Annotated in this window: 9 protein-coding genes; 3 read left to right on the top strand and 6 right to left on the bottom strand. The window is 70.7% G+C overall.

Going from position 1 to position 15,751, the window contains the following annotated elements; all coding sequences use genetic code 11:
* Positions 1 to 392: 392 nt before the first annotated feature.
* Positions 393 to 1,694, top strand: a complete 1,302-nt coding sequence (locus ACFXMF_RS10010; protein ID WP_379988568.1) for an MFS transporter — start codon at positions 393 to 395, stop codon at positions 1,692 to 1,694.
* A 59-nt stretch (positions 1,695 to 1,753) separates the two neighbouring features.
* Here ACFXMF_RS10010 and ACFXMF_RS10005 read toward each other — a convergent pair whose 3' ends face one another.
* The 6 genes from ACFXMF_RS10005 to ACFXMF_RS09980 are packed head-to-tail and all read right to left on the bottom strand — an operon-like array spanning position 1,754 to position 7,796.
* Positions 1,754 to 3,550 carry a gamma-glutamyltransferase family protein gene (locus ACFXMF_RS10005; protein ID WP_379988567.1) on the bottom strand — a complete coding sequence of 599 codons (1,797 nt, stop codon included), beginning with the start codon at positions 3,548 to 3,550 and terminating at the stop codon, positions 1,754 to 1,756.
* Positions 3,551 to 3,573: 23 nt separating this feature from the next.
* Positions 3,574 to 4,452 (bottom strand): PhzF family phenazine biosynthesis protein, encoded by an 879-nt coding sequence (locus tag ACFXMF_RS10000; protein WP_379988566.1) that lies wholly within the window; start codon positions 4,450 to 4,452, stop codon positions 3,574 to 3,576.
* Positions 4,449 to 5,342, bottom strand: coding sequence for an LLM class flavin-dependent oxidoreductase (locus tag ACFXMF_RS09995; protein ID WP_379988578.1), 894 nt, complete (start codon positions 5,340 to 5,342; stop codon positions 4,449 to 4,451). Before ACFXMF_RS09995 ends, ACFXMF_RS10000 begins: the two co-directional genes overlap by 4 nt.
* Before the next feature lie 5 nt (positions 5,343 to 5,347).
* Positions 5,348 to 6,313 carry a hypothetical protein gene (locus ACFXMF_RS09990; RefSeq protein WP_379988565.1) on the bottom strand — a complete coding sequence of 322 codons (966 nt, stop codon included), beginning with the start codon at positions 6,311 to 6,313 and terminating at the stop codon, positions 5,348 to 5,350.
* Positions 6,310 to 6,789 carry a VOC family protein gene (locus ACFXMF_RS09985; RefSeq protein ID WP_360324063.1) on the bottom strand — a complete coding sequence of 160 codons (480 nt, stop codon included), beginning with the start codon at positions 6,787 to 6,789 and terminating at the stop codon, positions 6,310 to 6,312. Before ACFXMF_RS09985 ends, ACFXMF_RS09990 begins: the two co-directional genes overlap by 4 nt.
* Positions 6,790 to 6,848: 59 nt before the next feature.
* Positions 6,849 to 7,796, bottom strand: coding sequence for a class I SAM-dependent methyltransferase (locus ACFXMF_RS09980; RefSeq protein ID WP_379988564.1), 948 nt, complete (start codon positions 7,794 to 7,796; stop codon positions 6,849 to 6,851).
* A gap of 428 nt (positions 7,797 to 8,224) precedes the next feature.
* On the opposite strand from ACFXMF_RS09980, the gene ACFXMF_RS09975 reads away from it, so the two are divergent.
* Together ACFXMF_RS09975 and ACFXMF_RS09970 are read left to right on the top strand one after the other, a co-directional pair.
* Positions 8,225 to 9,250: an amidinotransferase gene (locus ACFXMF_RS09975; RefSeq protein WP_360324059.1), complete on the top strand. Its 1,026-nt coding sequence runs from the start codon at positions 8,225 to 8,227 to the stop codon at positions 9,248 to 9,250.
* A 50-nt stretch (positions 9,251 to 9,300) separates the two neighbouring features.
* On the top strand, positions 9,301 to 15,720 hold the full coding sequence (locus tag ACFXMF_RS09970; RefSeq protein ID WP_379988562.1) for an amino acid adenylation domain-containing protein: 6,420 nt from the start codon (positions 9,301 to 9,303) through the stop codon (positions 15,718 to 15,720).
* Positions 15,721 to 15,751 lie beyond the last annotated feature (31 nt).

Here is a 15,751-nt window from a genome sequence, read left to right as displayed (position 1 = left end):
GTCCTCGATGGGGGGTGCAGAGGAGCGAGTTCGCCGGCGAACCATGCGGGCTGAGGCGGTCCCGGACACGTCACAGAGGCCCTGAGCCACCTGGAGAGTGCGGCTACTCGCGCCGGGGCCGATCATGCATCGGTGCCGGCGCTCGGGTCCGGGTGAGGCTGGTGGCCGTTGCGGGTCGTGATCGTCGGCCGGGCCGGAGCGGGTCGTCGCGGAGTTCGGTACCCGCGGACTGCTCGACGGCTACCGACGCCGGCAACGTCCTCACCCGGATCCGGGTGCTCACCACGAATCGGGCAAACGGGTCGAGCGCGCCGTCGACGTATTGGTGCCTGCCGGGCGCCATCCCTCTCGTCTCCCGTTCATCGGGGCCGGCCGGCTGCCAGACTGGGGCGGTGACTACGGCGAAATCGGCGGCATCGCAGGGGCTTCCGGCGTCGAGGCTGGGCAGGAAGTTCACGCTGCTGTGGTCGGCCTCGTCGGTCTCCGCCGTGGGTGACGGCATGCGGGACGCGGCCCTGCCCTTGTTGGCCGCCGCGGTGTCGTCGTCACCGAGCGCCGTGGCGTTGGTGACGGTGGCCGGAACGCTGCCCTGGCTGGTGATGTCCTTGGTGGGGGGTGTCCTGGCCGACCGGTTCGACCGGCGGCGCCTGATGTGGCAGGTCGACCTGGTGCGGGCCGTGGTGGTCCTGGGCTTCGCCGCGTGGGTGCTGGTCGCGAGCCCGCCGTTGGTGGTGCCGGTCCTGCTGGCCTTCGTGCTCGGATGCGGCGAGACGGTCTTCGTCAACGCGTCCACGTCCGCCCTGCCGGATGTGGTGCGGCCCGAGCAACTCGAGGCCGCCAACGGTCGTCTGGAGGGCGGTCTCATCGTCGGCGGACACTTCGTCGGCCCGCTGCTGGGCTCCGCCCTGTTCGTCGTCGGCGCGGGGTACCCGTTCGCCGTGGACGGCGTCTCCTTCGTCCTGGCCGCCGCGCTGGTGGCCGCGTTGGGTCGGTCGAGCGCGAGCACGCCCTCACCTCGTCGCCCGGCGGCTGCGGACATCCGCGAGGGCGTTCGCTGGACCTGGACGCACCGCGGGATCCGGCTGCTGGCCATCGTGGCCGCGGTGGCGTCGATGGCCTTCTATCTGGCGGTCACCATGCTGGTGCTGCTGTTGACGAAGACCCTGGGGGCGTCGCCCGTGGCGTACGGCATGGTGCTGGCCTCGGGTGCCGTCGGCGGAGCGTTGGCCGGCGTCACCTCGGGCCGGCTGCGCAACCGCCTCGGCCTGACGGCCAGAATCGGCCTGTCCTTCTTCCTGATGGGAGCCTCACTGCTGGGTCTGGGGGTCGGCTCCTCCGTGGCCTTGGCGGCCGTCCTGTACGCCTTGGCCAGTTTCGGTGTGGTGACCTGGAACGTGCAGGTGGTCTCCCTCAGGCAACGGGTCGTACCGCGTCGGCTTCTCGGTCGGGTCAACAGCTGCTACCTGTTGCTGAGCCGTCTGGGGATCTTGGTCGGCGCCGGGCTCAGCGGCTGGCTCGGTTCCGCGTTCTCCGTGCGCACCCCCGCCATTCTCGGCGGTGTCGTCCTGCTCGCGTCCCTCGTCGTGGTCCCCAGGTTGGCGAGTCTCGAGGCGGTTCGAAGCCGACCCGCCGGACTCGACGGCGCAGCCGATCCGGATCCGGATCCGGTCGACGATCCGACGCTCCCCCGCTGACCGGGCACCACTTTCCACAAGGCCGGGCGCGACTCCCACCGCGCCCGTCCCGTCCGCGGTCACCGAACGACCGCGTACGCCTGTTGCCCACGCGGACTCGCCGCCGCCAGCACGCCGCCGTGCGAGTCGGGGCCCGTGGCACACACCTTGCCCAGGGTCATCGGCGCGACCGCCTGCACCTCGTGGCCGCGCCGGCGAAGCTCGGTCAGGACGGCCGGATCGAACCCGTCCTGCTCCACGACCGCGGCCAGCGGCCGCGCCCGACGGGGCGTGAACGAGCTCGGTACGTGATCGGTGTGGAAGGTCGCCGCTTCCACCGCCTGCTGGGGGCTCATGCCGAAGTCGACGTGGTTGACGAAGAAGTTCAGGGTCCACTGGTCCTGTTGGTCGCCCCCGGGCGTACCGAAGGCCAGGTAGGGCGCGCCGTCCCGGAGCGCCAAGGTCGGACTGAGCGTCGTACGGGGCCGTTTGCCGGGAGCGACGGAGTTGTTGTGCCCCTCGTCCAACCAGGCCATCTGGCCTCGGGTGCCCAGCGGAAATCCGAGACCGGGGACCACCGGGGAGCTCTTGAGCCACCCACCACTGGGGGTGGCGACCACCATGTTGCCGTCGCGATCGGTCGCACTCACGCAGCACGTGTCGCCCTTCGCCGCCGTCCGCTGCAGGACGGTCGGGATGCCGTCGGCCAACTGCCGCAGCCAGTCGGGGTCGCCGGAGGAGGCGGACACGTCCAGTACCGGGGGAATCCACGGTTTCCGACCGTCGGGGGAGCCGGGGCGCAGGACATCGGACGCCTCGGATCCGATCAGGGTCCGGCGGGCCGCCGCGTAGACGGGGTCGAGGAGGCCGGCCAGCGGCACGTCGGCGTGCTCCGGGTCGCCGTACCACGCCTCCCGGTCCGCGAAGGCCAACTTGGCGGACTCGATCACGGTGTGCACGTGGTCCGCGCTCCCGAAGCCCATCGCGTTGATGTCGAAGCCCTCCAGCAGGGCCAGTTGCTGGAGGAAGACCGGGCCTTGGGACCAGGGACCCGCCTTGTGCACGCTGTGACCGCGGTAGTCGAGGGCCACGGTGGCCTCGACGGGTACCCGCCAGCCGGCCAGGTCGTCACCGGTGAGCAAGCCGCCGTTGTGCCGGCCGGTGGAGTCGATCGGCTCCTCGGTCGCCATGAACCGGTCGACGGCCTCGGCGACGAATCCCTCGTAGAAGGCCGAGATCGCGGCGTCCGCCTGTGCCTCGCGCGTTCGTCCGCCCGCCGTGGCCTCGGCGAGGATGCGGCGATACGTCCGGGCCAGCGCCGGATTGCGCATCCGGGCGCCGGGCGCGGGAGCCGCGCCGTGGTGCAGATAGGTACGGCCGGACTCGGTCCACTCGTCGCGGAAGAGCGGCGCCATCACCTCGATCATCGCGGCGGTTTTGGGCAGCAGCGGATATCCGTCCTCGGCGTAGCCGATCGCGGGCTCCAGCACGTCCTGTACCGTCAGCCGGCCGAAGTCGCGCAGCAGGCGCATCCAGGCGCCGAAGGCCCCGGGCACGGTGGCCGCCAGCAGTCCGGAGCCGGGTATCACCGCCAGCCCGCGCCGGCGAAACGCCTCGGGCGTAGCCTGCCGCGGCATCGGACCCTGTCCGCAGACGACCTGGGTGGATCCGGTCGCCGCGTCGTAGACCATGATCGGGACGTCTCCGCCGGGGCCGTTGAGGTGCGGCTCCACCACCTGGATGACCAGGGCCGCGGCGGTGGCGGCGTCGAACGCGTTCCCGCCGCGGTCGAACATCGCCATGCCCGCCGCCGAAGCGAGCCAGTGCGTGGAGGAGACCGCGCACGCGGTGCCGTGCAGTTCCGGACGATGCAGCACGAGACGTCCTTCCGAGGGGTCGGTCAAGGGGATTCGACGGGGCCCGCGAGGTGTCCGCAGGCGACCGGTGTCACCCGGCCGGTCACGCTGCCTCGCACCACGAGGCCGTTCTCGACCGTCACCGTGCACTCGAGCAGTGCGGGGCGGCCCGCCTCGGCTCCCTGGCGGACCGTGTATCCGTGCTCGCCGTTCGTGGCGGGCAGTCGCCCGGCGACGATCAGCCACCCGCCCAGGGCCATGGCCACCGGTCCGCACGCGGGATCCTCGGGGATGCCGAAGCCGGGGGCGAACAACCGGGCCCGGGCGAGGCGATCGGCCGGGTCCCAGGTGAACAGGCACAGAGCCGGCAGCGCGATGTCGCGCATGTGCGCGTAGTCGGGTCGGGCCCGGGCGATCGCGCCGGCGCGGACCGGGAGCACCGCGAAGCCCCCGCCGAAGCCCGCCCGTCGCGGCCCGCCGTCGCCGTCCGCATCGGCGAGGTCCGCCTCGGTCAGCCCCACCGCGTCGAGCAGTGGTTGCCGATCCAGCGGCTCGCCGCGCACCGGCCCCGTCGCGTGCAGGGTGGCGCGGTCGGCCCGCGCCGCGAGCACCTGGCGTCCGGTGCCACATTCCTGCACCAGCCGGCCGGTGGGAACGCGGCCCAACCGAGCCAGCGTGGCGGCGGTCCCCACGCCGGAATGCGCGCCGTGCGGTGATTCGGCGTCCGGACCGAAGACGCGTACCCGGTACGACGCGTGGGGTGAGGTCGCGGGGAGGACGAAGGCGGTTTCCGCGGCGCCGAGTTCCGCCGCGACGCACTGCATCACGGCGGACGAGAGTCCCATCGCGTCGGGGACCACGGCCAGGGCGCTGCCCGTGAAGGGACGGTCGGTGAACATGTTGACGAGCTCGTAGCCGATCATCGTGTGTCCGTCGACGTGAAGAGCTTGCCGGCGATCCGCTCCACGACCTCGGGGCTGCCCTGGTAGGGGAAGTCGGCTCGGGGCCAATGCACGACCAGGTCGGTGAAGCCGATGTCCGCGAACAGCCCGCAGGCGTCCTCGTAGGCGTCCACCGAATCGATCACGCCGGTGATCATCGCGCCGGTGACGACCAGGCGGCGCACCGTCGAGGGGTCGCGGCCGATGTCCGCGCACGCCGCGTCGAGGACTTGCGCCTGTGCGCGAAGGTTCGCGATCGCCGGTGCGTAGCCGCTTGGTTCACCCCAGCCGGGGTCGCCGGCCGTCACCCAGATGTCGGCGTGGCGAGCCGCCAGCCGGATGCCTCGGGGGCCGGTCGCGGCGATGGCCAGGGGCAGGCGCGGGCGCTGGACGCAGCCCGGCACCATGAAGGCGCCGTGGGCTTCGAACCAGGCACCCCGGTGGTCGGTCACCCGTCGGCGCAGCAGCAGGTCGGTCATTTCGACGAACTCCGCGAAACGGTCGTGGCGTTCGGCCGGGGACGGGGGTGTGTGGCCCAGCACCCGGTCGTCGTGGCCTCCGGCGCCGGCGCCGAGTCCGCAGATCAGCCGGCCGTCCGAGATGTCGTCGAGGGTCATCAATTCCTTGGCGAAGGTCACCGGGTGCCGGTAGGAAGCGCCGGCGACCATCGTCCCGAGTCCGATCCGAGAGGTGGCCTCGGCCGCGGCCGCCAGCGTGGGGACGGCGCCGAACCAGGGCTTTTCGCGGAACCATCGCCACATCAGGTGGTCGTAGGTCCACGCGTGGTCGAAGCCGAGTTCCTCGGCGTGCGTCCACAGTCGCCGCGCGTGTAGCCAGCGCTGCTCGGGCAGCAGGATCACCCCGTGCCGCATGGTGCTCACGAGGCGGTCATCTCCTTGGCCACCCGGGCCGCGGAGAAGCCGGCGGCCACACCGGCGACGCGAAAGAGCGAGGGGATCAGATCCTCCTCGCACTCCACGATGTCGGGGTGTCGCATCTCCGCCGGTGTCTCGTCTCGGCTCTCGGGCGACCCCGGGTACAGGCCGTTCGTGGCGAGGTCCATCACGATGGCCTTGTTGCGCCGCAACAATTGCGCCAGGATCTCCTGCCGCGTGGTCGGCGCCCGCAGGGTCAGGAAGTAGCAGTCGAAGATCCCCTCCCACATGCGGGGCTGGTTGGCGTCGCGTTGCGCGACGGACTGCTGGAGCAGCGACCTGCCGCCTTCCACCAGCTTGGCCGCGACCCCCAGGTGGATGCGGTGGCTCAACTCGACCTGTCGGAACAGCCGTTCCCGCTCGGAGTCGACCACGGGTGGCAGTTTCCGGCCTCGGAACAGGCTTCGTACCGGCGGGTAGTCCGGCGCCCAGGTACCGCTGAAGGTGCTGTGCAGCCGATGCATGCTCGGTCGGATGTCCGCGTTGTAGATGGCGCTGTTGCACGAGCCCGTGTACAGCAGCATCCCGCAGTACGCCCGCACGTATTCCGTCACGGCGACCGAGGCGGCCTCGCGGTCCTTCGGGTTCGAGGACAGTCGCGACAGTTCGCCCGCCAGCAGGCGCCAGATCACGAAGGAGACGTGATGGCCGATGATCCAGCGAAACCAGAACAGTTGCCCCAGGCGGCTGTCGTCGACGGGTGGGGTGATCCCGAAGCCCTCCTTGGCCCGGGCCAGAAAGCCCAGGCACGCGTCGTCGAGGTCGGCTTCGTCGCGACTGCCGCCGTCGGGCGCGGCGCTGTTCGGCGCCGGCATCGTCAGCGGTTCCAGGCCGTAGGGGTAGTCGCCGAAGTCCCAGCCGTGGGTGCCGGGCAGGGAGAGTGCGGCGACGGCCGACGGGCGCCTCATGCGTTCTCCCCCACTGCTCCCCCGATGCAGGTGAACTCGAATTCCAGGCCGTTCACGTCGAGGCAGTAGAAACTTTGGGTGCCCTGCGCGTCGGTCACGATCTCGGTGGGTTGCTCCGGGTCGACGAACGCGTAGCGGTGCGAACCGGAGAGTTCCAACCAACGGCTGCGCCAGGTACGCAGTTCGGCGGGCGTTTCGACGCCCAGGCACACGTGTTGGAAACGAGGTGCGTCCGGCGCGGCCCGGCGCTCGGCGGGAGTGCCGCGTTCGAAGAGATGGAAGTGCGCGGCTCCGACGGCCAGTTCGGCCATCCGCACGACGCCGGGCAGGCGGGATACGGTCAGGTCCGAGAATATGTCCGTCGCCCAGGTCAGCCGGCCGCCGAAGAAGTCCTCGTACCATGAAATCGAGTTGTCGAGGTTGTCCGTCTGCACCGCGATGTGGTGCAGAACGGGCACCGATTCGAGATCGGGCATACGAATCCTCTCAGGTGGCCGGCGGCCTGCGTCGGCCCGGTTCCGACATCCCGCGTGGCTCAGAGCCTTTCGAGTTCGAAGATGACCTCGCCGACGGCGACGTCGATCGAATGTTTGCTCCTGAGCCGCCAACCGCCTTCCTCGAAAACGGATTCCCAGTCGCGCACGGTCGGAATGAAGGTGCCCATCATGTCGTGCGCGACCTCGAATCCCAGCGCGAAGATCGGCAGGTCACGGTCGGCGACTCCCTCGCTGCGGGTGGCGTCACCCAGCAGGAATCTGCGCGCCCGCGGGAACAGGGTGCGCAGCCGCCGAAGGTTTTCGATGCACCGTTGCCGGGGCCAGAAGTCGTGCCCCATCATGAAACAGGTCAGGAGTTCGACCTCTTCGAACGCCGGAACCGGGGCCATCGTCAGCACGTCGGCCTGCACGAACGTCATCCGGTCGGCAAGGCCGGCCGCGGCCGCCGCGGCGGTTGCCATCCGGACGGCCGGCTGGGCGATGTCGATGCCCACGGCCCGGGTACCCGGATGGCGGCCGAGGAGTTGCATGAGCCGCTCGCCGCTGCCGCAGCCCAGGTCGGCGACGACGTGAAAGTCGAAGTCCAAGCCCTGCACCGTCTGCCAGAACCAGGGGTCGTAGCAGAACTCGCTGATCTCCCGGCACGCGAAGGCGATGGCGGCGCTGTCGCGCGGGCAGAAATTTCCCACCCGGTTCTCGGTACGTACGACCTCGGGCGCCCGCCGGAACAGATCGGCACTCCCCCTGGTGAGCCAGTGAAAGAACGATTTGTTTCGGTATGCCTCGGAGAAGTGGACGCCCGGTAATATCTTGAACTCTTCGCGCTCGACGATCTCGACCGCCGACAGTGCCCGAAAGAGGCCGAGAACGGAAACGGTGTCGAGTCCCCGTTCGGCCGCGAAACTCTGCACGTCGAGCATTCCCTGCGTGTGTAACTCGTCAAACATACCGAGTTCCCAGGCGGCACCGATGGCCGAAGCCGCCACCGCAGAATTGTATATGTGGGTTATCGCTCTTTCGCTGTCCCCCGGCGTCACATCCACCCCTCTCACGCAAAATGGTGAGAAACAAAAATTTACGACAGGCGACATTTAATATCCATGATCACGATCAGGTAACGCAAGTGACGTGCGTCACATCGGCGTCGTGTTGACAGGGCGACCGCACCGACGGCAGGTTCACCATGACCCACCTGGACGACCAGGGCCGCCGACCACTCGGCACGCCGGGACGGCGGCTTGAATTCATGTCACCCCGCCTGTCTTGCGGCCTCCCTGGATAGGGCTTGGCGCGACCGTCGGACCGGAATACGGCAGAATGACTGGAGTTCACGTTGTCCGATTCGTCAGCAGACATACACTTATCAGGAAATTCTTCCGTCTCGTCATATACCGAGTGGGATCCACTCGAAGAAGTGATTGTCGGGATAGTTGACGACGCCACGTTTCCCCCGTGGCACGCGTCACTGGAACCGGTCATTCCGGCGCACCAGCACGAGACCTTCCGCCGCCGCGGCGGGCAACCGTTTCCCGCGGAGCTGATCGCCGCGGCCCGCAAGGAACTCGACGAGTTCGTGCACATCCTCGAAGCCGAGGGGGTAACGGTCCGACGCCCCGAGCCGGTCGCGCAGCGCACGCCCTACGCCACGCGCGACTGGACCAGCACCGGTCTGTACGCGGCCATGCCGCGGGACTGCCTCCTGGTGGTGGGCGAGGACGTCATCGAGTGCCCGATGGCCTGGCGCTCCCGGTACTACGAGACCCTCGCCTACCGGCCGCTCCTGAAGGAGTACTTCCGGACCGGCGCCCGGTGGAGCGCCGGACCCAAGCCCGAACTCACCGACGCACAATACGACTTGACCTGGACCGAGCCGGCCGAGGGGATGCCGACCCGGCTGATCGTGACCGAGTTCGAGCCGACCTTCGACGCGGCCGACTTCCTGCGGCTCGGGCGCGACATCGTCGCGCAGAAGAGCAACGTCACGAACGAGTTCGGTATCGACTGGCTGCGCCGCCATCTCGGTGATCGATACCGGATCCACGTCCTCGAGTTCGACGACACGCACCCCATGCACATCGACGCCACGCTGGCCCCGCTGGCTCCCGGGAAGCTGCTCGTGCACCCCGAGCGGGTGTCGAAGGTACCCGCGATCTTCAAGGGCTGGGACGTGATGCGCGCCCCCCGGCCGGTGATTCCCGACAGTCACCCGCTCTACCTGACCAGCAAGTGGATCAACATGAACGTCCTGATGCTGGACGAGAACCGCGTCGTGGTCGAACGCGACGACGAGCCGATGATCTCCGCGATGAAGGAGTGGGGCTTCACCCCCATCCCGTGCAGCTTCCGCAACTTCAACAGTTTCGGTGGCTCCTTCCACTGCGCCACCCTCGACGTGCGACGCAGCGGCGGACTCGACTCCTATCTCGACCACCCCGGCTGACCCACCGCAGGGAGCACCTCGCCAAGCGTCGTCTTGATCTGGAGTGTGAGATGTCGGACCGCAGCGCCGGACGTATCGAGCTCATGGCAGGGCAGCGGGGCCTGTGGTACGCCCATCGATTCGACCCCGAGAGCCCGATCCTCAACGAGGGCGAGTATCTCGACATCGACGGCTCCCTCGACATCGGCCTGTTCGAGGAGGCATTGCGGCAGACCGTGTCCGAGGCGGAGACCCTGCGGCTGAGATTCTTCGAGGACGAGGACGGGCTCCGCCAGGAGGTCGACCCGGACCTCGAACATCGCCTGCACGTCGTCGACGTCAGCGCGGACCGGGACCCGCACCGGTCCGCGCTGGAGTGGATGAGTGCCGATCTGGCCCGCCCGCGCGACCTCGAACACGGGCCGCTCGTCACCTTCGCGCTCTTCAAGCTGCACGATCGGCGTTTCCACTGGTACCAGGGCTGCCACCACATCGTGAACGACGGATTCGGCTTTCCCCTGGTGGTCGCCCGCGTCGCCGAGCTCTACACCGCCCTGTTCGAGGGCGGCTCGGCCGACGGCGAACCCCTCGAGTCCGTGCAGGCCCTCGTCGACGCCGATGCGGCGTACCGCGCCTCCCCCGCGTTCGAGGAGGACCGCCGGTACTGGCTCGACCTGCTGGCGGACCGGCCCCGCCCGGTGTCCCTGGCCGGCGGGGCGGTGCAAGGACCGGCCCGCGCGCGCCGGCGCGAGACGAGGAACCTGGACCCCGCGGCGGCCGACCGACTCCGGTCCGCCTGCCGCGCCTTCGGAACCAACCTGGCCGGCCTCGCGGTCGCGGCCACCGCGCTCTTCGCCGCCCGGGCCACGGGCGAGACGGACGTGGTCATCGGCTTCGCCGTACCCGGCCGCGGCCCCGGCATCGAGCAGACGATTCCCGGAGTCGTGGCCAACGTGGTCCCCATCCGCCTGTCGGTGCATCCCGAGACGACCTTGGCGGACCTGGTCGACCGAAGCCTTGTCCAGGTCCTGGAGGCGATGCGCCACCAGCGTTACCGCTACGAGGACATCCGCCACGACCTCGGCCTCGCCCCGGGGGAGGTGCCCTGGGCGGTCTCGCTGAACGTCATGCCGTTCGACTACCGAGTCACCCTCGCCGGCCGGCCCTTCGTCGCCCACAACCTCGCCACCGGGCCCTTCGAGGAGATCTCCCTGAACCTGTGGGACATCTCGCGCGACGGCAGCCTGCAACTGGCCGTCGACACCGACCCCGACCGGTTCGACGAGCGCACGCACGCCGGCTGCGCGCGCCTGCTCGACGAAGCGCTCGACCGCGTCGTCGACACGCCGGGCCACACCCCGGTGGGCCGAATCGACGTGCTGCCGGCCGCCGTTCGGCGGCTGCTCCTGACCCGGTGGAACCCACCGTCCGCACCGCTCCCCCCGCGCACCCTGTCCGAGCTGCTCGCCGAGCAGGCCCTGCGCACCCCGGAGCGGACCGCGCTGGTGTACGGGGACACCTCCTTGACGTATGCCGAACTCCGGGCCCGGGCGGCGCGGCTGGCCCGCGTGCTCACCGAGCGGGACGTCGGACCCGAGCAGTTCGTGGCCGTACTGCTGCCCCGCTCCCCGGCGGGCGTGGTGGCCTTCCTGGCCATCCTCACCGCCGAAGGCGCCTACGTGCCGATCGATCCCGGGTACCCGCCGGAGCGCATCGCGTACATGCTCGACGACGCGCGACCGGCACTGGTGGTGACGACGGCGGACCTGGCGCGGAAACTTCCACCCGGCTGGACCGGACCACGGTGTCTGCTGGTGGACGAGGTCACCGGCGCCGCCGACCGGACGCCCCTCGCCGAGTCACGCGACGCACCCGCGCCCGACCTCCTCCCGACGCATCCGGCGTACGTGATCTACACCTCGGGGTCGACCGGACGTCCCAAGGGAGTGGTGATCGAACACCGGTCGATCGCCCGGTACGTGGCCCACGCCGTCCAGGCGTACGGCGTGGGCGAGCAGGACCGTGTCCTGGCGGCGTACGCCTTCACCTTCGACGGTTCCATGCTCGAACTGTGGGTCTCCCTGGCCGCCGGGGCGCAGATCGTGCTGGCCGACGACGACCAACGGCTCGACGCCGAAGCCCTGCAACGGCTGATGGCCGCCCACCGGGTCACCGTCGCGCATCTGTCCCCGGCCCTGATGCATCTGCTGCGGCCCGACGAACTGCCCGCGCTGCGCACGGTGTCCGCCGGTGGCGAGCGCGTGCCGGCAACGCTCGTGGACCAGTGGGCCGCGGACGGACGAGAGTTCTGGAACGGATACGGACCCACCGAGACCACCGTCGACGCCGCGCAGAAGCTGTGTGTCGCGCCCTCCGACGGCCGATCGCCGCCCATCGGCCCACCGGTCGCCCACGCCGCGGCGTACGTGCTGGACGCCGGTCTGCACCTGCTGCCCCCGGGCGCCGTCGGCGAGCTCTACGTCGCCGGACCCGGCCTGGCCCGGGGCTATCTGCGGCGCCCCGGCCTCACCGCCGAGCGCTTCGTCCCGAACCCCTTCGGTGCGCCCGGATCGCGGATGTACCGTACCGGGGACCTGGTGCGCTGGACGTCGGACGGCGATCTGGACTTCGTCGGGCGGGCGGACCGCCAGGTCAAGATCCGCGGCTTCCGGATCGAGCCGGGCGAGGTGCAGGCCGCCCTGGCCCGGTGCGCCGGCGTCGCCGCCGCGCTCGCCGTGGTGCGCGAGGACCCCGGCACCGACAAGCGCCTGGTCGGCTACCTGGTGCCCGCAGCGGGAGCGGGGCCGGACATCGCCGCGATCCGTGCGCAGGTGGCCGGCTTCCTGCCCGACTACATGGTGCCCGCCGCCTTCGTCGTGCTGGACGCGCTGCCGTTGACCACCGCGGGAAAGGTGGACGAGCGCGCCCTGCCCGCACCCTCCCGCCAGGCCCCGAGCGGCGGACGCGAGCCGGGCACACCTGCGGAGAAGGCGCTGTGCGCGATCTTCGCCCAGGTGTTGGACCTGACCTCGGTCGGCGTCGACGACAGCTTCTTCGCACTGGGCGGCCACTCCCTGTCGGCGACGCGCCTGCTCACCCGGATCCGGACCGTGCTCGGCCGGGAGACGGGCATTCGGACCGTGTACGAGGCACCGACCGTCGCGGCCCTGGCCGCCCGGCTCGGCACGGCCGGCCCGGCCCGGCCCGCACTGGTCCCGGCGGTGCGGCCCGACCGGATCCCGCTGTCGTTCGCCCAGTCCCGACTGTGGTTCCTTCGACAATTCCAGGGGCCGGTCGCCACCTACAACGAGGGCATGGGGCTGCGTCTGCTCGGTACCTTGGACGTCGCCGCCCTGCGCGCCGCGCTGCGCGACCTGGTGGGCCGGCACGAGGTCCTGCGCACCGTGTTCCCGGCCGACGACGGCCATCCGTATCAGCACGTGCTCTCCGCCGACTCGGTCGACCTCGACCTGCCCGTGGTGCCGATCGACCCGGCCGACCTGGCACAGGACCTGGCCCGGGCCACCCGGCGGGCGTTCGACCTGGAGTCGGAGATCCCGCTGCGCGCGCGGTTGGTCGCCCTGTCGCCCAGTGAACACGTCCTGTTGCTGGTGATGCACCACATCGCCGGCGACGCCTGGTCGTTGCGTCCGCTGTTGGCTGATCTGGGCCGGGCATACACCGAGCGCGCCGCAGGACGGGACCCCGGCTGGGCGCCGCTCCCGGTCCAGTACGCCGACTACACCCTGTGGCAGCGGAACCGGCTCGGCTCGGCGGCGGATCCGGACAGTGTCCACGCCGGACAACTGGCCTACTGGCGGCGGGCCCTGGCCGAGCTGCCGCAGGAGATCAGCCTCCCGTCGGACCGGCCCAGGCCCGCCCTGCCCTCCTACGCGGGCGACTCGGTTCCGCTGGAGATCCCGGCGCACGTGCACCTGGGGTTGGTGAACCTGGCCCGGGCACACGACGCGAGCACGTTCATGGTGCTCCAGGCCGTGCTGGCCGTGCTGCTGTCCAAACTCGGAGCCGGCGATGACGTCCCCATCGGTGCGCCGGTGGCCGGACGTCTGGACGACGCGCTGGAGGAACTGGTGGGGTTCTTCACCAACACCCTCGTGGTGCGTACGGACCTGTCGGGAGATCCGACCTTCACCGAGTTGCTCGCCCGGGTGCGGGAAACCTGTCTGGACGCCTACGCCCACCAGGACGTCCCCTTCGAACTGCTGGTCGGCGACCTGGCGGTGGAGCGTTCCCTGGCCCGGCATCCCCTGTTCCAGGTAGCGCTCGTGCTGCGCAACACGCGCTCGGGCGAACTGGTGCTGCCCGGCATCGAGGTGCGCCCCGAGTCGGTGTGGACCGGCATGTCCCCGTTCGACCTGGTGGTGGAGTTCGACGACGAGTCCGCCGGGTCGCAGGGCCCCACCGGACTGAGCGGCGCCCTGCTCTTCGGCACCGACCTGTTCGACCGGAGCACCGCGTCGTCCATCGCGGACCGGCTGCGGTGCCTGCTCGCCCAGGTGGTGAGCGAGCCCACCCGCCGGATCGGCGCGTTCGAACTGTGGGCGCCCGGCGAGCGCGAGCGGGTGGTGCGGGACTGGAACGACACGGATCACCCGGTCGTCGCGACCACGCTGCCGGCCCTGTTCGAGTCCCGGGTCGAGCAGGGCCCCGAGCGCATGGCGGTCACCGCGCCCGACGGGAGCATGACGTACCGCGAGTTCAACGCCCGCGTGAACCGGCTGGCGAGGCTGCTGGTGGCCGCCGGGGTGGGGCCCGAATCCGTGGTCGCCCTGGCCGTGCCGCGCTCGCTCGACCTGGTGGCGGCGGTGTGGGCGGTGCTCAAGGCGGGTGCGGCGTACCTGCCGCTGGATCCGCAGTATCCGGCCGAGCGGATCGCCTTCCTCCTCGACGACGTCCGGCCGGCCCTGCTGCTGACCACCATGCGCACGAGTGGCGAACTGCCGCCCGGCGTCCCGCGCCTGCTCCTGGACGAGCCGCGGATCGGCGCCGCGGCGGCCGCCGAGTCGGCCGACGACCTGCGCGACGACGAACGGACCGGGCCGTTGTCGGCGCTGCACCCGGCGTATGTGATCCACACGTCCGGCTCGACCGGCAGGCCCAAGGGCGTCACCATGGGTACGGGTGCGATGGTGAACCTGGTGCAGGCGCACGCCCGGTGGGTCCGGCGGGAGCGGACGGGCATCGGCGGTCCGGTGGCGCAGTTCGCGGCGATCAGCTTCGACGTCTCGGCCTGGGAGATCATCGAGACCCTCACCTCCGGCAGGCACCTGGTCGTCCCCGACGACGAGGTCCGGCGCGACCCGGCGGCGTTCACCAGATGGCTGGACAAGCACGAGGTGGAGCAGTTCTGCGCGCCGAACGTGATGGTGGAGGCGGTGTGCGAGGCGGCCCCGGCCCAGGGGTTGGCGCTGCCGGCACTGCGCGACATCGGACAGGGCGGCGAGGTGCTGCGACTGACCCCCGGGGTCCGGGAGTTCCTGTCCGCGCGGCCGAAGGTGCGGCTGCACAATCTCTACGGCCCCACCGAGACGCATCTGGTGACCGCCTTCTCGCTGCCGGCGGACCTGACGCACTGGGAGTCCTCGACCGCGCCGTTGGGAACGCCGATCTGGAACACCCGGATGTACGTGCTGGATCGAACCCTGCGGCCGGTTCCGCCGGGGGTGACCGGTGAGTTGTACATCGCCGGCGCGGCCCTGGCCCGCGGGTACTGGAATCGTCCCGGCCTGACCGCCGACCGGTTCGTGCCGAACCCCTTCGACGGCCCCGGCGAGCGCATGTACCGCACCGGCGACCTGGTGCGCTGGTCCGGCGACGGTCGGCTGGACTATGTGGGCCGCGTCGACGAGCAGGTCAAGGTGCGCGGGTTTCGGATCGAGCCCGGAGAGGTGGAAGCGGTGCTCGGCCGGCACCCGGACGTCGACCGGGTCGCGGTCGTCGTGCGCGAGGACCAGGCGGGAGAGAAGCGGCTGGTCGCCTACGTCGTGCCGGCCGCGGGCACCCGTCCGGACCCGGTCGCGCTGCGCCGCTTCGTGGCCGAGTCGGTGCCGGACTTCCTGGTGCCCACCGCGGTGCTGATCCTGGCCGACCTGCCGCTGACCGTGAGCGGCAAGGTCCATCGCCGGGCGCTGCCCGCCCCGGACTTCGCGCAGTTCGCCTCGACCCGGGCACCGGCTACACCGGAAGAGGAGGCCCTGTGTGCGCTGTTCGCGGACGTACTGCGACTGGAGCGGGTCGGACCGGACGACTCCTTCTTCGACTTCGGCGGTCATTCGCTCCTGGCCACCCGACTGACGAGCCGGATCAGGACCGTGCTGGGCATCGACGTCGCCGTGGGCGCGGTGTTCGAGGCGCCGACGCCGGCGGCGCTGGCCGCCCGGGTCAAGGGCACGAAACGTTCGCGCCGGCCGGCGTTGCGGCGGATGCCCCGCCCGGGGCCCGCGGCCGAAGAACGGAGCGACGGCTCGTGATCCACTCGGACCGCACCCACCTGGGGTACCG

It is taken from the genome of Embleya sp. NPDC059213, assembly GCF_042754445.1.
Classification (GTDB): Bacteria; Actinomycetota; Actinomycetes; order Streptomycetales; family Streptomycetaceae; genus Embleya.
This window is presented reverse-complemented; position numbering and strand designations above follow the sequence as displayed.